Below are 19073 nucleotides of genomic sequence, written 5' to 3' on the forward strand. Positions count from 1 at the left end.
AGTTGTCTCGACATCAAGACGCTTTTCGGCGTCATCCCCATCGCCCCAGCGAAGGACTGCACTGTGGATCTATTCGAGTACCAGGCACGCGATCTGTTCGAGAAGTACGAGGTGCCGGTGCTCGCCGGCATCGTCGCGGACACGCCGGAAGAGGTGCGGGCAGCGGCCGAGAAGATCGGCGGCGTGGTCGTCGTCAAGGCGCAGGTCAAGACCGGTGGCCGCGGAAAAGCCGGCGGCGTCAAGGTAGCCAAGACCCCCGACGAGGCTTTCGAGGCCGCCAAGGCGATCCTGGGCCTCGACATCAAGGGTCACATCGTCAAGCGCGTGATGGTCGCCCAGGGCGCGAGCATCGACAAGGAGTACTACTTCTCCGTGCTGCTCGATCGCGCCAACCGCGCGTACCTGTCGCTGTGCAGCGTCGAAGGCGGCATGGAGATCGAGGAGCTCGCGGTGGAGCGGCCCGAAGCCCTCGCGCGCGTCGCTGTCGACCCGCTGACGGGCATCGACAAGCAGAAGGCGGTTGAGATCGCCGAGGCTGCCGGCTTCGCGCCCGAGCTCGTCGACAAGGTCAGCGATGTCTTCGTCAAGCTCTACACGGTCTACAAGAAGGAAGACGCGACGCTGGTCGAGGTCAACCCGCTCGTGCTCACCTCTGGGGGCGACATCATCGCCCTCGACGGCAAGGTGACCCTCGACGAGAACGCGGACTTCCGTCACGCCGGTCACGCGCTGCTCGAAGACAAGGATGCCGCAGACCCGCTCGAGGCCAAGGCCAAGGCGAACGACCTCAACTACGTCAAGCTCGACGGGCAGGTGGGCGTGATCGGCAACGGCGCGGGCCTTGTCATGTCGACGCTCGACGTCGTCGCGTACGCCGGCGAGAACCACGGCGGCGTGAAGCCCGCGAACTTCCTCGACATCGGCGGCGGCGCGTCGGCCGAGGTCATGGCCGCCGGACTCGACGTCATCCTCGGCGACCCGCAGGTCAAGAGCGTGTTCGTCAACGTGTTCGGCGGCATCACGGCGTGCGACGCCGTGGCCAAGGGCATCGTCGGCGCGCTCGCCGAGCTCGGATCGAGCGCGTCCAAGCCGCTCGTCGTCCGACTCGACGGCAACAAGGTGGATGAGGGACGCGCGATCCTGCGAGACGCGAATCACCCGCTCGTCACTCTTGCCGAGACCATGGACGAAGGCGCCGACAAGGCCGCCGAGCTCGCGAACGCATAAGGACTCAGAACATGTCGATCTTTCTTGACAAGGACTCCAAGGTCATCGTCCAGGGCATCACCGGCGGCGAGGGCACCAAGCACACCGCGCTCATGCTGAAGGCCGGCACGCAGGTCGTCGGCGGCGTCAACGCCCGGAAAGCCGGAACCACCGTGCTGCACCGCGCCGCAGACGGCTCGCCGGTAGAGCTGCCGGTCTACGCCTCGGTCGCCGAGGCCATCGCCGAGACCGGTGCGGACGTGTCGATCGCGTTCGTGCCGCCGGCGTTCACGAAGAACGCGATGATCGAGGCCATCGACGCCGAGATCCCGCTCCTCGTCGTGATCACCGAGGGCGTGCCTGTCGGTGACACCGCGGAGGCATGGGCCTACGCGCAGTCGAAGGGCAACACCACGCGGATCATCGGGCCGAACTGCCCGGGCATCATCACCCCCGACGAGTCGCTCGTGGGCATCACCCCCGCGAACATCACCGGCAAGGGTCCCATCGGCCTCGTGTCGAAGTCGGGCACCCTGACGTACCAGATGATGTACGAGCTGCGTGAGATCGGCTTCTCGACCGCGATCGGCATCGGCGGCGACCCGGTCATCGGCACCACGCACATCGACGCGCTCGCCGCGTTCGAGGCCGACCCCGAGACCAAGGCGATCGTGATGATCGGCGAGATCGGCGGAGACGCCGAAGAGCGCGCCGCCGACTTCATCAAAGCCAACGTCACCAAGCCCGTCGTCGGGTACGTCGCCGGCTTCACTGCGCCGGAGGGCAAGACGATGGGCCACGCCGGCGCCATCGTCTCAGGCTCCGCCGGAACCGCTCAGGCCAAGAAGGAGGCCCTCGAGGCCGCCGGTGTCAAGGTCGGCAAGACGCCGTCCGAGACCGCTGACCTGATGCGCGAGATCATCCACGGCCTGTAGTCACAAGCATCCGCCCTCGTCATCTCGTGGGTGACCTGGACAGGTCATTCCCGTGCTGGCTCGCCGAATGACCACCGACGATGCGTCGTGCGCGTGCGGGCTCGCCGAGCCAGCACGGGAATGACGGATGGATGCCGCGACCAGGCGTCTCAGCTCGAGACATCAGGGCGCGGACCATGGCGGAACGCCGGCCAGCTGCCGCAGCGCATCGTCGTATGACTTCGCCCGGTAGTACTCGCCGTGCGCTCCGACTTCGACCATGTAGCCGCTCAGGTCCAGCTCGGCTGCGTATCGGTCGACGTCGTTGTGCCAGCTCGCATCGGTCGGCTCGATGACCGTGCTCATCACCGGGAATCCGAGGGGATCGGTGGCGCGCCAGAGGCTCACCCATCGGATCGGGGTTCCATCGCTGTTCCCATCGGTCACGAGCGTGCCGTCCAGCCGGCCGACGGGCATCGCGGCGGTGGACGCGACGTTGCGGGGGAGGGCCAGCGCGTTCTGCTGCGCCTCGAAGTCCTTCATCCACGGGTCGGCCGCCCAGAGCCGCGGTCGTTGGACCGGCTGGATCCCGAGCACATCCGGCCCGAGCAGCTCGGGGAGCATCCGGCCGAAGAACGGGCGCAGCTGGATGCCGAAGGTGAGCAGCGAGATCCGCGACAGCTGCGACCTCGTGCTCTCGACGCTGGCCAGCACACCGAGACTCGAGACCGCGAGAACTCCACCCATGCTGTGGGCGGCGAGCACCGCACGGCGGTCCGGGCGGCGCAGCCACGCGTTCAGACGGCCGGCGATCTCCGGCACGGCCCGCTCGGCGTAGCAGGGGGGCCCGAAGGGGTGCCCGGTCTGCGGCAGGTAGCAGGCGATGTCCCACACGATTCCGAGCGGCCGCGTGGCGCCCGACGAGGCACCGGCGGCGAGGACGCCGACGAGCAGGAGCCCGACCCCGGCGAGTGCGAGCATGCCGATGTCGAGGAAGTTCACGATCAGCTGCTCATTCCCGCCGACCGACCACAGTGTTCGGCTCTCGGCGGTCGCCCACCAGGTCCATGCGATCGCGATGACGATGGACACCGCCAGGGTGATCGAGACCACGCCCGCACCGGCCTCGGCGAGGTGCAGCCGTGCGGCGGCGCGACGCTTCGCCTGGATGCGGGAAAGGAGCGCCCTGGGGGATGGGGGCAGCACACCGCCGCCGGGCACATCGATGGCGATTGCGGGCGGTGCGCCCCACGCCTCCGCACGATCCGTCACATCGCGGGGGCGCAGGAACGCGATCGCGAGGAAGATCAGGACAGAGACGATCAGACCGAGCAGGATCAGCGCACCGAGCGCGACGTAGCTTCGCGAGATCTCGAGCCCCATCGCCTCCGGCGCGGGGCCGCCGATCGACACCTCGCCCGTGGCACCCGACGTGTCGGTCCAGTCGAGGTCGATACGGCCCGGCGGCTCGGGCACATCTCCCTGGGTCCAGCCGAGCAGCGCGGTCGGTCCCTTCGACCCGTTCAGCCAGTCGCCGATCATCACGACGGCGATCGCACTGCTGCCTGCGGCCAGCGCGAGGGCGAGGGTCATGAAGACGGCCGGACCACAGCCCGCCCATGCGGTTTTCCATCTGCCGGCGGCAGGGCGCCATGAGACGCCGGAGAGCGCGCAGACGGCTCCGGCGATCACGAGCACGAGCGGGGTGTTGCCTGCCCCGTACAGGCGATCGGGTGTCGTCGCGGGCACGCCACCCGTGAGGTCGGGCGCCGTCGGCCCGAAAGCGAGAAGGAGCAGGATGACGCCGAGCATCACGAACGAGAGCACCAGCACCAGAATGCTCATCCAGTTGGGCCATTTCGCGCGCCGCTCCTCCTCGGGCTGGATCGTCATGGTGGGAAGGATCGCCACGAGGAGCACTGCGATCACAAGCAGGAGGGCCGCAGCCCACGCCAGCACGGCGTAGGGCCAGAACCATCCATCCTGCGGAACATCCATGCAGGTCGCCGAGAGGTCGACCCCTGCGCACGTCGTCCGCCACCCCAGCGACGCCTGCACCGCAGCGAAGGCAGCGACGAGACACACCGCGGCGGCGAGATGTGCGCGGGCCAGGTGGCGCGTGACCCGGTTCGACCAGAAACCCGGTATCGAGAGCACCGCCCCGGCGGGCGCCACGGCGGGAGCGGGCTCTGCGCCGTCCGGCACCTGCGGCTTGTCGTCGACCTTGTCGGCCTCGACCTTGTCGGCGGCTCCGGGCTCGGCCGCGTTGTCCTCCATGCCCGGCAGGACGTCGTAGCGCAGCCGCGAGACGGCACTGATCGCCCAGAGGATTGCGACGCCCGCGACCGGCACGAGCGCCATCAGGGCGACGCGCTGACCGGGGCTCCATCCCTCCATCGGCTCGAACACGGACTTCAGGGGCTCGCACCGACTCGCGTCGGCGGCGCACTGGAGCGCCCCGATGTCGATCGCGAGGGTCGCGAGAGTCGTCGTGAAGAGCAGGGTCAGGATGAGGCCGAAGACCCGGGCGATCCCCGCCGTGATCGCGATCCAGCGTTTGCGGCCCTTCGAGTCGCCCGGCTGGGTGAGGCGCCGCGCCCACTGGACCGCGTTGCCGATGCTGAAGGGCAGAATCAGCGCATAGAACACGCGCGCGCCGACGGCCGCGATCTTGCCGCCCGCGCCCGAGCTGCCGAACTGGGGAGTGGTGCGGACCATGCCGCCCCACGAGTAGGCCTCACGAGTGATCCCGGCGGGGACATGGCCGTGCTTTCCTTCTGCCGCCGCCGCGGTGGACTGCCAGAACGAGCCGAGCTTGTCGCCCGACTTCAGCTTGACCGAGTCCGCGGGCACGTCCAGAAGCGCCGCCGGCGTGGTGTTGTTCACGCCGTGGACACGGAGCTCCAGCACCCGGGGCTCGGACGAAGTGCCCGTCGCGGCGGGCGCGGGCGCTCCGCGCACATCGGCAGTCGCAGTCGCCGCCGCTCGTGCTGCGGCCCGCGATACAGGCGGTGGATCGCCGATCGTGCCGTCCGTTGAGGTCCCGATCCCTGCCATGACGCCCCCGATGTTCGCGCCGATGCGATGGGCCACATGCTAGCGAGTGCGGGATACGGTGGACAGATGCCGCTGACCGGAGAGTACAAGCCGTCGACATCCGACGGGGCCCGCAAGCAGGCCGAAGCGTACGAGGCATCGGGCGGCGCGAAGGCGAATCTGCTGCGCGGCGTGCCGATCATCGTGCTGACGAGCGTGGGGGCGAAGAGCGGCGGACTCCGCAAGACGGCGCTCATGCGCGTCGAGCACGACGGCCGCTATGTCGTGGTGGCGTCGAAGGGCGGGCACCCCGATCCGCCGTCGTGGTACTGGAACGTCCGAAGAAATCCGCACGTCGAACTGCAGGATGGCGACGTGAAGCGCGATTACCTCGCTCGCGAGCTGTCCGGCGACGAGCGCGCCGACTGGTGGGAGCGAGCCGTCGAAGTCTGGCCGGACTACAACGCCTACCAGGCGAAGACCGACCGGCTCATCGCGATCTTCCTGCTCGAGCCGATCGGGGACTGACCCCGATAACACCGCGGAGAGAGTGCCGCGCCGGGCGGCGTCGATGGTCGCGGGTGCCGCTCGGTTAGGGTCGATGGCGCATGCATCGCCTCATCGTCGCCCTCCTTGCCGCCGTCGACGCCGCCATCGCGGTGGCGGTCGGCATAGCGGCGACCCTCGCGCCCCTCACCCTGCTGTGGGTCTTCGGGCTGGGCGGCGGCGCAGACTGGGGGGCGCTCTGGCCTGCGAGCGCCGCCATCTGGCAATTCGGAAACCTCGTGCCGCTGGCTGTGACGATTCCCGCCGACTACATCGCTGCCGCCGGCATCGATCCGGATGCGGCATCCTTCACCCTCTCGCTCGCCCCTCTCGCGTTCGCGTCTTTCACAGTGATCTTCGCCGCACGATCAGGGGTCCGTGCCTCGCGTGCCGATGCGTGGGCTACGGGAGTCGTAGCGAGCTCGTCCGTGTTCGCCATCCTCGCCACGATCGTCGCGCTGACCTCGGCGAACGGCGTCGCGGCCGTGACCGTATGGCAGGCCGTCCTGCTGCCCACCCTCGTCTTCGCGCTCCCCGCCGTCGTCGCGGCGGTGGTCACCGAATGGCGCGAAGCGGGTTCGGGAGCCGTGTCGCGGCTGCGAGATCGCGTAGAGGCGGCGCCGCACGGCTGGGCCGAGGCGCCCGGCCTCATCGCCCGAGGCGGGGCCGTCGTCGTGGCGGGTCTCGCGGGACTGGGCGCTCTCCTCGTCACCGTCGCGCTCGTTCTGCGCGGGGGAGAGATCGTCGCGCTCTACGAGGCGGCGCATGTGGATGTGCTCGGCGCGATCGTCATCACCCTCGCGCAGCTCGCCTATCTGCCGACGCTGGTGGTGTGGGGCATCGCCTTCGTCGCGGGACCGGGATTCGCGGTCGGCGAGGGCACATCCGTGTCGCCCGCCGGAACACAGGCGGGGGTCGTGCCCGGCATCCCGCTCCTCGGGATCGTCCCCGACTCGACCACGCCGTGGCTCCTGCTGCTCGCACTGGGACCGATCGCGCTCGGCGCACTGGCCGGCTGGATCGCCCGCTCCCGCCTGACCGGCGTCGGCGCTCCCCGTGATCGGAAGCCGGGGCCGGCGGACGTGGTGGCCGCATCGACGGATGGCGCTGCCGATCCCTCGCGCACATCGGCGCTCGCGGGCCTCCTCGCCGCATCGGCGACGGTCGTCGAATCGGAGCCCGAGGCTGCCCCCGATCCGGAGCGCAGGGGGCCGGCCGCCCCGTCGGATGACCCGATCGGCGCCCGAGTCGTCGTCGCGCTCGGGATCGCGGTGGTGTCGGCCGTCGGCGCCGCCCTGCTCGCGGCTGTGGCATCGGGCTCGCTCGGTCCAGGGAGGCTCGCGACCATGGGGCCCACTCCCGGCCCGGTCGCGCTCGCTGTGGGCCTCGAGGTGGTCCTCGGTGCGGCCATCCTGCTGCTGTCCCCGATGCCGCGCGGCCGCGGTCGGAGCCATGCCGAGCCATCGGCGGCAGCCACCGGAATCTCGACCGACGGTGTCACGTCGGAGCGGGATGCCGGGGTCGCGAGCGTCATGGCGGATGCAGCGGCAGAGCCTGCGGCATCCGGGCCGTTCGATGAAGACGGACTGCAAGGTGCACCCGCACGGTCGCTCGAGGACCTCGCTTCGGTCGAGGATCGGCGCGACCTCGAGCCTGCCGACATGGCCCGGCAGGAGGAGCCGCCAGAGCCCGAAGCGCAGGCCAGACCGGCCGAGCCGCGCGCGCCCTTCACCTTCCCGACCCTCCCGCGAATGCCCGATCCCGTCCGTCGCTCGAGCGAGGGCCGGGACGATGAAGACGCGCCGGTAGACTAGCCGCGTGCTCACGGTCGCCGTCCTCATCTCGGGCACCGGGTCCAATCTGCGGGCTCTGCTCGATGCCGCGGCCGATGCGGATTTCCCGGCGCGCGTCGTCGTCGTCGGCGCCGACCGCGAGGCCGATGGCTTCGCCCACGCCGAGGACTACGGCGTCCCGACCTTCATGGTGCCGTGGGGTCAGTTCGACAGCCGTGAGGAGTGGGGGGCGGAGCTCGACGCGCAGCTCGCGGTGTGGCGACCCGATCTGGTCGTGCTGAGTGGCCTCATGAGGCTGCTGCCGGCCGGCGTGGTCGACGAATGGTCGCCGCGCATCATCAACACCCACCCGGCATACCTGCCCGAATTCCCTGGCGCACATGGTGTTCGGGATGCCATCGCCGCGGGTGTCGCGCAGACCGGCGCCAGCGTCATCATCGTCGACAACGGTGTCGACAGCGGGCCGATCGTCGCGCAGGAGCGCGTCCCCGTCCTTCGAGGCGACGACGAGCACTCGCTTCACGACCGCATCAAACCCGTCGAACGCCGGCTGCTGATCGATGTCGTGCGCCGGATCGCCACCGGCGACCTCGACCTCGCCGCCGTGGCCGCCGCGACCGGCGCCCCATCCTGACGTCATCCCCCACCCCATCGAGGAGCCTCCATGGCCGGCCCGAGCCACGACCCCGCCCTGTATCGTCACCGCGACGTCGTCCCGATCCGTCGTGCGCTGGTGTCGGTGAGCGACAAGACCGACCTGCTGCGCCTCGCTGAGGCGCTGGCGGGGGCGGACGTCGAGATCGTGTCGACGGGATCCACCGCCGCAACGATCCGCGATGCAGGCTTCACGGTGACGGATGTCGCAGCCGTCACGGGCTTCCCGGAGTCGCTCGGCGGTCGCGTCAAGACGCTTCACCCCGGCGTGCACGCGGGGCTGCTCGCGGACCTTCGGCTGGAAGACCACGTGCAGCAGCTCGCCGAGCTCGGGATCGAGCCGTTCGAGCTCGTCGTGGTGAACCTCTACCCGTTCGTCGAGACGGTGCGCTCCGGCGCGCAGGGTGACGACGTGGTCGAGCAGATCGACATCGGCGGGCCCGCGATGGTGCGAGCGTCGGCGAAGAACTTCTCGAACGTCGCGATCGTGGTCTCACCCGAGTCGTATCCGGCGATCATCGATGCCCTGCAGCGCGGCGGCACCTCGCTCACGCAGCGTCGCGAGCTCGCCGCACGCGCGTTCGCGCACACCTGCGAGTACGACCGCGCGGTCGCGACCTGGTTCGCCGAAGAGACGCTCGGCGGCGCCGATCTTCCGCAGCACCTCACCATCAAGGCCGAGCGGCTCGAGACGCTGCGGTACGGCGAGAACTCGCACCAGCGGGCCGCGATCTACACGCGCGTCGACGGGCACGGCATCGCGCAGGCGACGCAGGTGCAGGGCAAGGACATGTCGTACAACAACTACGTCGACGCGGATGCGGCCCTCCGCGCCGCATTCGACATGGTCAAGCCCGCCGTCGCGATCATCAAGCACGCGAACCCGTGCGGCATCGCTGTCGCCGCACCCAACGCGCTCGACCCGATAGCGAGCGCGCACCTGCGCGCACATGAGTGCGACCCCGTGTCGGCATTCGGCGGCGTCATCGCCGCGAACCGCACGATCACGCTGAAGATGGCCGAGAACCTCCGCGACATCTTCACGGAGGTGATCGTCGCTCCCGACTTCGAACCCGAAGCGCTCGAGGTGTTCAAGCTCAAGAAGAATCTGCGCGTGCTCAAGCTTCCGGCCGACTGGCGCCAGGAGCCCATGGACGTTCGCCTCGTATCCGGCGGGCTGCTGCTGCAGGATGCCGACCGATTCCCCGACGACATCGAGTCCGTCGCCCGCGATTGGCACCTCGTCTCGGGCGAGCGTCCCGCCGAAGACGAGATGACGAACCTCGTCTTCGCGTGGAAGGCGTGCCGTGCCGTCAAGTCGAATGCGATCGTCCTGGCCAAGGGCTCGGCAACCGTCGGCATCGGCATGGGCCAGGTCAACCGCGTCGATTCGTGCCGGCTGGCCGTCGAGCGCGCAGGCGACCGCGCGGCCGGTTCGGTCGCGGCATCCGACGCGTTCTTCCCGTTCGCAGACGGACCTCAGGTGCTGATCGACGCCGGAATCTCGACGATCGTCCAGCCCGGCGGATCCGTGCGCGATCAAGAGGTCATCGACGCGGCGAGGGATGCCGGCGTGACCATGTTCTTCACGGGCGAGCGGCACTTCTTCCACTGACGACGGATGCCGCGGCCCCCGGCATCCCGGAACGGATATCGGTCGCGGCAGGGCTGTTCGACCGCCGACGAGGACTCGGGATGCGCGTACGGCCCGGGTTAGGGTCGATGCGAAGCGTTCGCGAGGAGGATGAGCGGTGATCTGGGAGATCGACGAGGCGGCGCCCGTGATCGAGGGGATCGACGGCAGCGGCCGGCCGATCCCCTCCTACGCGGCATCGCTCGGACTGCTTCCCGCTCCGTTCGGCCGGCGCGTCGCGGCCACGGCCGTCGAGGTCGCGATCGTGCTCGTCCTGCTGCTTCCGCTGCTGATCGGCGCCGTTCCCGCCCTGATCCGACTCGCGGCGTCGCCCGACCCGCAGCGCGCCCTCCCCGACTCGGCCGGTCTGATCCTCATCATCGTGTGCGTCATCGCCTCGTGCGTGCTGACCACGGCCTTCATCGTGGTGCAGATGGCACTGCACGGCAGGCGGGGCGTCACGGTCGGCAAGGCCCTGTTCGGAATCCGCTCGATCAACGTGCGCACTCTCGACCGACCGGGGTTCTGGCGCGGTGAGGTGGTGCGCTACCTCGTCATGTGGGCGAGCTTCATCGTTCCGCTGATCGGACCGCTCCTCGTCATCGCGCTCTCGCCGCTGCTCGATCAGGAGCGACGGGGCCGGGGCTGGCCGGACCTCGCGGGTGCCACCTGGTTCGTGGACGTGCGCAACGGGCTCAACCCCTACGACGCGAAGCGGATGCGCATCGCCCGCAAGACGGCCGCGACGAATCTGCAGGACGAGCGGCCCGCGCTTCCCTCGCTGGCGACTCCCGCGACCCCGGAGACCCACGCAGCGCATGCGCCCGCCGCATACATCCCCGTTCCGCGAAGCAGCGGGGGAGTCCTCGGCGCTCATCGCCCCGATCCGGCCGCCGCCCCCGCGGCGGCAGCGCCTGCCGCCGCCTCCCCATTCCCTGCCGCGCCCGCCCCGCCCGCCGCAGCACCCGCCGCGCCTGCCACAGCGCCCGCCGCGCCCGCCGCCGCCGTCGCAGCAGTACCCGTCGTGCCCGCACCCTCACCACCACGGCCGAGCACCGGGCCCCCGGGACTGATCTCGGAGGTGCCGGGTGCGTCCGTCGCACGTGCCCTCACCGTGGCGATCCGCCTCGACAACGGCGAGACGATCGACGTCGAGGGCGGCGGCCTGCTCATCGGACGATCGCCGGCGGCTGCGCCGGGCGAGCGTGGGATGGGCCTGCATGCCCTTTCGGATGACGCGAAGTCGGTGTCGAAGACCCACATCGCCCTGGTGCGGTCGGGCAACGCGCTGATCGCCGTGGACCGGGCGTCGACGAACGGCAGCTCGCTCGTCCGAGGCGGCATCGTGCGTGCGCTCGTTCCCGGCGAAGGCGTCGAGACCGCGGACGGTGACACGATCCGATTCGGTGATCGGTCGGCGGAGGTCATGATCGGTCGCTCCGGCTCAGACGATCGGAACCCCAGATGAGGCTCAAGCTCACCCTCCAGCGTCCTGACGTGGCGCGCACCGACATCGTCGTCACGTCCGACACGACGGCGACGGTTCAGGATGTCGCCCGCCGGATCGTGGACGCCGACCCGGCACAGGACTTCGCGGCGTCGCCGCGCGACGTGCTGACGCTCGCAGTCGCCTCGCCGACGTCGACGGAGTTCACGACTCTCGATCCCGACCTGCTGATCAGCGATGCGCCGGTGGGGTCGGGGTTCGTGGCGACCATCGCGAATCTCGGAACCGACTACACGGCGGAGCATCGGCGGGGCGATCCTGCGGCCGCGATCCTCATCGCGGCGAGCGGACCGCTTGCGGGTCGCGAGTTCGCACTCCCGAAGGGGCATTTCACGATCGGCCGCGATCCGTCGAGCGATGTCGTGCTCGCCGACGCGCTCATCTCCAAGCGACACGCGCGCATCGAGGTGGGGTCGTCCGTCGAGATCGTCGATCTGAACTCGGCGAACGGCATCGTGGTGGACGGCGGGCGCATCCAGCGCCTGCGGGTGATCCCCGGCCAGCGATTCACACTCGGCGACACCGATCTCGTCATCCGGATGGTCGAGGACTTCGCGCCGGTGGAGGCCGAACCGGTGCTGGAGCGCGGGGGGTCGCTGCTGTTCAACCGCAGCCCGCGGGTCGAGCCGCGATACGTCGGCGAGGCGCTCCCCGAGCCGCGGATGCCGAAGGACCCGATCACGCGGCTCTTCCCCTGGCCGATGCTCGTCGCGCCGATCATCCTCGGCATCAGCATCTTCGCGATCTCGGGACAGCCGCGGTCGCTCCTGGTGATCGCCCTGTCGCCGCTCATGCTGCTCGGCAATTTCATCTCGCAGAAGACCCAGGTCGGTCAGCGCCTGCGCAAGGAAGCCGAGGTGTTCGAGCGCAAATTCGAGGAGCTCGAGGAGGTGCTCTTCCGCGAGCGTCCCCGAGAGCGAGAGGTTCGCAACGCCGAGGTCGCGCCCGTCGCCGTCGTCTTCGAGGAGGCGATGCGGCTCGGGCCCATGCTCTGGACGAGACGTCCGGAGCACTGGAACTTCCTCGGCGTGCGCCTCGGCACCACCGAAGCCGAGTCGCGGACCACGATCAAGCGAGCCGAGGTGCCTGAAGCCCTGCCGGAGTACGTCGATCGCGTCGACCGGCTGCGCGAGCGCTACCGGATGATCGACGGCGTCCCGGTCGTCGAGTCGCTGCAGAGCGTCGGCGCCATCGGCGTCGCCGGACCGAGGCGCGAGGCAGCCGACGCCCTGCGCGGGCTCAGCGTCCAGCTGTTCGGCCTGCACTCGCCCAACGAGCTCGTCGCCGTCGCACTCACCGAGCCGGCGTGGGCGCAGGAGCTCGAGTGGCTGAAGTGGCTGCCGCACACGACCAGCGAGCGCAGCCCGTTCCGCGAGATGCCGCTGGCGGACTCCGCGTCCACCGGCGCGGCGCTGCTGTCGGGACTCGAAGAGCTCGTGATGCGCAGATCGAAGGCGGCGTCATCCACCCGACTGCCGTTCGACCAGGACTGGGATCCGATGCGCTACGGCACCGATGTGCGACGTGCGGCGGAGGAGGCCACGTTCCCCGGCCAGACCGCCGTGCTGGTCATCGTGACGTCCGAGACCCCCGTCGACCGAGCACGCCTCACGCAAGTCCTCGAACGGGGGGCGGATGTCGGTGTGTACGGCCTGTTCGTGGCTCCGGTCGTCGACGCCCTCCCCGCCGTGTGCCGCACGTTCCTCGACGTGACCGATGGACTCGAGCACGGCCATGCGGGAACGGTGCGCAGCGGCGTGGACTATCCCGAGACCAATGTCGAGGGCGTCTCCAACGAGCTCATGACGATGTTCGCCAAGCGGCTGGCGCCGGTCGTCGACTCGAGCACGGTCATCGAGGACTCATCGGACATCCCGAACTCCGTGATGTTCCTCGCGCTGGTAGGACCCGAGACAGCGGACGACCCCGGCTTCGCGATCGAACGGTGGCGTGAGAACAACACCATCATCGATCGCTCCGGGGCGCAGCTGCCCCGGCTGAAGAAGGCCGGCGGTCTGCGCGCGATCGTCGGGCAGGGTGCCACCGATGCGATGGCGCTGGATCTGCGCGCGCAGGGGCCGCACGCGCTCGTCGGCGGCATAACGGGCGCCGGCAAGTCTGAGTTCCTGCAGGCGTGGGTGCTCGGAATGGCGGCCGCCCACAGCCCCGACCGCGTCACGTTCCTCTTCGTCGACTACAAGGGCGGCTCGGCATTCGCGGACTGCGTCGAGCTGCCGCACTGCGTCGGGCTCGTCACCGACCTGAGCCAGCATCTGGTGCGCCGTGCGCTCACCAGCCTCCGTGCCGAGCTGCACTACCGCGAGCACCTCCTCAACCGCAAGAAGGCCAAGGATCTGCTCGAGCTCGAGAAGCGCCGCGATCCCGACACCCCGCCGGCCCTGGTACTCGTCATCGACGAGTTCGCCGCGCTCGCGGGCGAGGTTCCGGAGTTCGTGGACGGCGTCGTCGACATCGCCCAGCGTGGGCGGTCGCTCGGCATCCACCTCATCATGGCCACCCAGCGACCGGCGGGCGTGATCAAGGACAACCTCCGCGCCAACACGAACCTGCGGGTGGCGCTCCGGATGGCGGACGAATCCGACTCGAAGGATGTCGTGGACGACCCCATCGCGGGCCGCTTCGACCCCAGCATCCCAGGACGGGGCATCGCCAAGACGGGGCCGGGCCGCCTCGTGCCGTTCCAGTCCGCGTACGCGGGCGGATGGAGCAGTGATGAGGCTCCCGCCGCCGACGTGACCGTGGCCGAGCTGCGCTTCGGATCGACCAAGCGGTGGGAGGTCGAGTCCGAGGCCGAGACCGAGGCGCACGATGTCGATCTCGGGCCGAACGATCAGAAGCGCATCGTCGCCACCCTGGTCGCCGCTGCTGCGCGCGCCCGCATCCCGGCGCCACGGCGACCCTGGCTCGACGACCTCGAGACCACGGTCGACCTCCGAGAGCTGTCCCCGGGCCGTGGCGGGGCCATCCTGCTCGGCAAGAGCGATGTGCCGGAGCGCCAGCTGCAGGAGCCGGTGTACTTCGAACCCGATCGCGACGGCTCGCTGCTCGTCTACGGCACCAGCGGGTCGGGCAAGTCCACGGTGCTGCGGACCGTCGCGATCGCCGCATCGATGGGCGGCCGCCGTGCCGAGAATGTCGAGGTGTACGGCCTCGACTTCGGGTCCGGGTCGCTCAAGAGTCTCGAGATCCTGCCCCACGTCGGCTCGATCATCCCCGGCGACGACCCCGAGCGACTGCAGCGCATCCTTCGTTCGCTCGCCAAAGTGCTCGACGACCGAGGCAAGCGGTTCAGCGCGGCGAATGCGTCCAGCATCCGGGAGTATCGAGAGCTGACCGGACGCGACGAGGCGAGGATCATCCTGCTGATCGACGGACTGCCGCAGTTCCGCGCGGAGTGGGAGGCGACGACGGCGCGTATGCCGTTCTACCAGATCTTCATGCGGATCCTGGGGGAAGGCCGTCCGCTCGGCGTACACGTCGTGGCGACGGCGGATCGCTCCGGCTCGGTCCCCACGGCGGTGAGTTCCAACGTGTCACGCCGGATCGTGCTGCGCCTGGCCGACGAGAACGCGTACGCCCTGGTGAACGCACCGAAGGATGTGCTGGACGAGCGCTCCGCGCCCGGCCGCGCCATCGTCGACGGTTTCGAGTCCCAGATCGCCGTCCTGGGCGGCACTCCCAACGTCGCCGAGCAGACCAAGATCCTCGAGAAGTGGGCCGACGACCTCCGAGCGCGTGGCGCGCGGGAGGTCGCGGAGATCGGCGCGCTGCCGACTCGGCTCGCCGCGGCGGACCTTCCCGACCGAATCGGCGGGTTCCCCGTCATCGGCGTCGCAGAAGACACGCTCGCCGCCCGCGAGTTCGACCCGGTGGGCCTCTTCGTGGTCGCCGGCCCGCCGCTGTCGGGCAAGACGAACGCGATGAAGGCGCTCATCCAGTCGATGGTGCGGTTCGATCCGGACGTCAAGCTGTTCCACTTCGGTGGCCGGCGCTCCCAGCTGAAGGGTTTCACACCGTGGGTGCGCAGTGCCGTCACACCGGATGACGCGAAGGATCTCGCCACCGAACTCGCCGAGCTGGTCGCGGACGAGTCGCTCACCGCGCGGATGATGATCGTCGTCGAGGATGTGCCGCAGTTCGCGGACTCCTCGGCGGAGCGCGCCCTGAAGGCCCTTTTCCAGGCAGTGAAGCGAAGCGAGCACCTGCTCATCGGAGACGCCGACACGGCTCAGGTCACGAGCGGGTTCGGGCTGATCGGCGATTTCAAGTCGGATCGCCAGGGCATCGCCCTGCGTGCCGATGCGTTCGACGGCGAGGCGCTGTTCAAGGTGCCGTTCCCGAAGGTCAAGCGGTCCGACTTCCCCGAGGGGCGCGGCATCTTCGTGCAGGCGGGCCGGCTCGTCACTGTGCAGGTGCCCCTCGTAGACAGTCCGGTGCTGGTCGTTCCGGCGGGCGTCTCAGCCGTGTGAAAAGGCCCGCGCCGTGGTCGTGGCAAGCGCGTGGGGAATTGTCCCCATCATGGTTTCGGCACCTGTCGGTTAGCGTGGGGTCACCGGCCCGGACGCGGTCGGATTTCTGAGTGAGGGAGTTGACGATGGCTGATTTCGGTGCATCTTATGCGGAGATGGAGCAGGTGGCGTCGTCGCTGTCGCAGGCTCGTGATGACATCCAGGGCCAGTTGGACACGCTGAAGAGCCAGGTGGACACGCTGCTGGGTGAGGACTTCAAGACCCAGCACGCATCCGGCCGGTTCGGTGAGGGCTACTCGGAGCTGACGACGGGTCTCAAGGGCGCCGTCGACGGCATCAACGACATGTCCGAGTCGCTGCTCGGCATGATGCGCGCCATCCAGGATCTCGACCAGCAGCTCGCCGGCGGCTGAGCCGGAACGACCTGACACGCGGGGTGAGTCCAGGGCGACTCACCCCGCGATCCGCAACCGTCACGAACGCAGGATGTGAGAAACCATGTCGGTGAAGGTCTCGTACGACGAGCTCGGCTCGCTGTACACGAATCTGCTGGCGATCTCGACGGAGTTCGACGAGGCATCCGCGCGACGGAGTGATCTCGAGGATGCCGTCGACCGGCCGTACGACCGCGATGACCTTCGCAGCCTGGCCGGCAAGTTCGAGAAGCAGTGGGACGACCGCCGCAGCAAGCTCAACGAGGGCCTCCAGGCGGTCACCGAACGCGCCAAGACCGTGCTCGAGGGCTTCGGCGACTTCGACGTCCAAGCCGCAGCCGACATGGCGGCCCAGATGCAGGAAACGGAGTAGCGCTCAGATGGCAACCCACAACTCGCCGAAGGGGCGCCCTGTCGAGGTCGTCCTCGGCAACGCGGGCGACATCGAGGACCGCGGGCAGCAGATCATCAACCTCGGCGCCGCAATGACGGACGCCTCCAGCCTCCTGAACCGTCTGGTCGACAACGGCGCCGACATGGAGGGAAGCGCGGTCGACACGCTGCGCGAGAAGGCGGGCGACGTCAACAAGGCACTCGCCGACGCCGCCGGGATGTACGTCGGGATGGGTCCCTACATCCGCGATTACGGATCGGCGCTGGCCTCGGTGAAGTCCCTGATGGCCTCGAGCGTCCCCGAAGCGAACTCACTGTGGGCCACGTACCAGGCGAAGGTGTCGGACTGGGAGGACGCTCGCGCGCTGCCGACCCCCGAACCGGCCGAGGACGGCTCGGTGCCCGACGACCCGGCAGACGAGGCCCAGGGTGACAAGGATGCCGCCTACGCGCTCTGGAAGAACGCGGGCGACACCTACGACGAGCACTACGACCGGTGGGAAGACGCCTTCGACGCCGCGGTCGACGGCATCCGCACCGCAGACGACGACTGGATCAAGGACAGCTGGAAAGACAACCTCGACGGGTTCATCGACTTCGCGCTGGACGTGCTCGCTGTCGCGGGCCTCGTGCTCGCGGTGCTCGCGCTCGTCGTCGGCGGTCCGATCGTCGCATTGCTCGCACTGACCGTCGGGGTGTTGACGCTCGTGGGGACGCTCTGGCAGTACAGCCGCGGCGATGCATCCCTCTTGGATGTCGGGCTCGCGGTCCTCGGAGTGATTCCGTTCGGCGCTTTCGGCGAGTTCGCCAGCGGCGGCTTCAAATCCGGCATGCGCGCCTGGGCGGGCTTCTCGCAGGGCGGTCTCTCACTCGGGGACGACTTCGCACGGTGGGGACTGGCGGCAGGATCTCGCAGCCCCGGCCAGTGGGTGGGCGCGATGCGCGGTCTGGGCCCCGAGGCGGGGTTCGTCGCGAACTCGTTCCCCGAGATCGTCAGCGCCGTCATGTCGGGTCAGGACCCGCTCATGTGGGAGGTCATCGGCCAGCTCGGCACGACGGGCGAGCAGGCCCTGTACGCGATGGGCGCCGTCGGATCCCACTACAACACGATCGTGACCGCGGTCGACGGCGTTACGGGTCTGGTCGACCGAGTGGCGGACCTCGACCCCATCCTCTATCCGACGTGGTGACCCTGCGGCGGTATGGCAGGGTAAGGGAGTGAATTCGCTTCGCGAGGAGCTCGGCGGCGGCCAGCCGGGGGTCCCGGACTTCCGGCTCATGCTGCCCCCGGGCTGGACGACCTACGACACGACGGAGCGAACCGAGAAGGAGCTGCTGGCGAAGGCGCGCGAGCGGCTGCGTCAGGCGCATCGACCGGACGCCTATGCGATTCTGGCCGGGCATGTCGAGCGAGCTCTGGCTGCTGCGCGCAAGCAGGGCGCCTTCATGATGATCATGGCGGGCGACGACGCGCCATCGTGGTCCACCGTGCCGGTGAGCATCCTCGGGACCATCACGCAGGGCACGCCGGAGGTGTCGCTCGACCGGATGGTCGCCGACGCGATCGAGCGCCGAGGGGCGCGCGCGCTCGATGGCAGCCGCCACTTCCTGCGCTGGTCCGACGAGCGCACCGTCGAGCTGACGGGGGAATCGCTGGGCGCCCACACCGTCGTGTATCTCACACCGGTTCCGGGGACGAACCGCCGCAAGGCACTGCAGCTGACCGCGACGCTGGCGCATCCGGTGGATGTCGATCCGACGACCGATCCGCAGATGGCGGCGTGGCTGCAGCTGCTCGACGGCTGCATCGCCACCTTCGCGTGGACGAGCGAATGACCGAGGTCGGCTTCGACTACGACAGGGCGACGACCGTGGTGCTGCCCGGTGCCGCGCTCGTGGGCGATCCTGCCGCCTGGGCGGCAACGGCGGCTGATGAGCTTGCCGACGCCCAGGGCTTGAGCGACGATGATCGCCGGACGCTCGCGCGTGCCCTCATCCGCGCGCAGCAGAGCGCGGTGAGCGATCTCAGCACCAATGTGCTGTTACACGACCCAGGGTCGGGAACGTGGGCGCCGCTGCGGCTCACGCTGCTCGAGCGACAGCTCGACGAGGATGAGCAGCGGGAGTACCTCTGGCCCCCTGCCATCCTCCCGCCCCAGGTGCGCCTGCTCGAAACACGCGGGCTGGGGCTCGGCTGTTCGTCCACTCTCCTGGCTGACGGCGACCGCGGCAGCGTCCGGTGGCTGTTCATGCCGTCCGGCGTCACCTTCTTCGCGGCGATGGCTCCGGTGCCGAGCGCGGCCGTCATCCCATGCGCGGTCGCCGCGGAGGACATCCTGACGACGGTGCGAATCGACGGCGTTGCGCCTCAGGCCGCGGAGGGCTTCGATGCGCGGCGCCTGATCGAGCGCACCGACCTGGACGATCGGGCCTGGCGGGTATGAGCGACGGACCTGCTACCCGATAC

The 19073-nt window shown here is 69.4% G+C and carries 14 protein-coding genes; 13 read left to right on the forward strand and 1 reads right to left on the reverse strand.

The features are described 5' to 3' along the window. Window positions 1–63: 63 nt before the first annotated feature. Window positions 64–1227 (forward strand): ADP-forming succinate--CoA ligase subunit beta, encoded by a 1164-nt coding sequence (gene sucC / locus ABD188_RS08420; RefSeq protein ID WP_344060445.1) that lies wholly within the window; start codon window positions 64–66, stop codon window positions 1225–1227. 11 nt (window positions 1228–1238) lie between these two features. Then, window positions 1239–2141, forward strand: coding sequence for a succinate--CoA ligase subunit alpha (sucD, locus tag ABD188_RS08425; protein WP_344060447.1), 903 nt, complete (start codon window positions 1239–1241; stop codon window positions 2139–2141). A 162-nt stretch (window positions 2142–2303) separates the two neighbouring features. Here sucD and ABD188_RS08430 read toward each other — a convergent pair whose 3' ends face one another. Then, window positions 2304–5030 carry a hypothetical protein gene (locus ABD188_RS08430; RefSeq protein ID WP_344060450.1) on the reverse strand — a complete coding sequence of 909 codons (2727 nt, stop codon included), beginning with the start codon at window positions 5028–5030 and terminating at the stop codon, window positions 2304–2306. A gap of 213 nt (window positions 5031–5243) precedes the next feature. Here ABD188_RS08430 and ABD188_RS08435 point away from each other — a divergent pair, with 213 nt between their 5' ends. The 11 genes from ABD188_RS08435 (at window position 5244) to ABD188_RS08485 (ending at window position 19050) form a co-directional block, all read left to right on the forward strand. After that, the gene (locus ABD188_RS08435) at window positions 5244–5684 is read left to right on the forward strand and encodes a nitroreductase family deazaflavin-dependent oxidoreductase (RefSeq protein WP_344060453.1); all 441 of its coding nucleotides are present in this window, start codon (window positions 5244–5246) and stop codon (window positions 5682–5684) included. 80 nt (window positions 5685–5764) lie between these two features. Further along, complete coding sequence (locus tag ABD188_RS08440; protein ID WP_344060456.1) at window positions 5765–7516, forward strand: cell division protein PerM; 1752 nt, start codon at window positions 5765–5767, stop codon at window positions 7514–7516. 4 nt (window positions 7517–7520) lie between these two features. After that, window positions 7521–8129 (forward strand): phosphoribosylglycinamide formyltransferase, encoded by a 609-nt coding sequence (gene purN / locus ABD188_RS08445; protein ID WP_344060459.1) that lies wholly within the window; start codon window positions 7521–7523, stop codon window positions 8127–8129. Window positions 8130–8159: 30 nt separating this feature from the next. Continuing rightward, the gene (purH, locus tag ABD188_RS08450; RefSeq protein WP_344060462.1) at window positions 8160–9764 is read left to right on the forward strand and encodes a bifunctional phosphoribosylaminoimidazolecarboxamide formyltransferase/IMP cyclohydrolase; all 1605 of its coding nucleotides are present in this window, start codon (window positions 8160–8162) and stop codon (window positions 9762–9764) included. A 136-nt stretch (window positions 9765–9900) separates the two neighbouring features. Then, window positions 9901–11250, forward strand: a complete 1350-nt coding sequence (locus ABD188_RS08455; RefSeq protein WP_344060465.1) for an RDD family protein — start codon at window positions 9901–9903, stop codon at window positions 11248–11250. After that, window positions 11247–15779, forward strand: a complete 4533-nt coding sequence (locus ABD188_RS08460; RefSeq protein ID WP_344060468.1) for a type VII secretion EssC family protein — start codon at window positions 11247–11249, stop codon at window positions 15777–15779. The genes ABD188_RS08455 and ABD188_RS08460 overlap by 4 nt, the downstream gene beginning before the upstream one ends. 125 nt (window positions 15780–15904) lie before the next feature. Next, the gene (locus ABD188_RS08465) at window positions 15905–16192 is read left to right on the forward strand and encodes a WXG100 family type VII secretion target (RefSeq protein WP_344060471.1); all 288 of its coding nucleotides are present in this window, start codon (window positions 15905–15907) and stop codon (window positions 16190–16192) included. An 85-nt stretch (window positions 16193–16277) separates the two neighbouring features. After that, window positions 16278–16586 (forward strand): hypothetical protein, encoded by a 309-nt coding sequence (locus tag ABD188_RS08470; protein ID WP_344060474.1) that lies wholly within the window; start codon window positions 16278–16280, stop codon window positions 16584–16586. A gap of 7 nt (window positions 16587–16593) precedes the next feature. Then, complete coding sequence (locus tag ABD188_RS08475; protein WP_344060477.1) at window positions 16594–17796, forward strand: hypothetical protein; 1203 nt, start codon at window positions 16594–16596, stop codon at window positions 17794–17796. Between the two features lie 28 nt (window positions 17797–17824). Then, complete coding sequence (locus ABD188_RS08480) at window positions 17825–18442, forward strand: hypothetical protein (protein ID WP_344060480.1); 618 nt, start codon at window positions 17825–17827, stop codon at window positions 18440–18442. Further along, a complete protein-coding gene (locus ABD188_RS08485; RefSeq protein ID WP_344060483.1) occupies window positions 18439–19050 on the forward strand; it encodes a hypothetical protein in 612 nt (203 codons plus the stop codon). The genes ABD188_RS08480 and ABD188_RS08485 overlap by 4 nt, the downstream gene beginning before the upstream one ends. Window positions 19051–19073 lie beyond the last annotated feature (23 nt).

This window comes from Microbacterium pumilum (assembly GCF_039530225.1).
Taxonomy (GTDB): domain Bacteria; phylum Actinomycetota; class Actinomycetes; order Actinomycetales; family Microbacteriaceae; genus Microbacterium; species Microbacterium pumilum.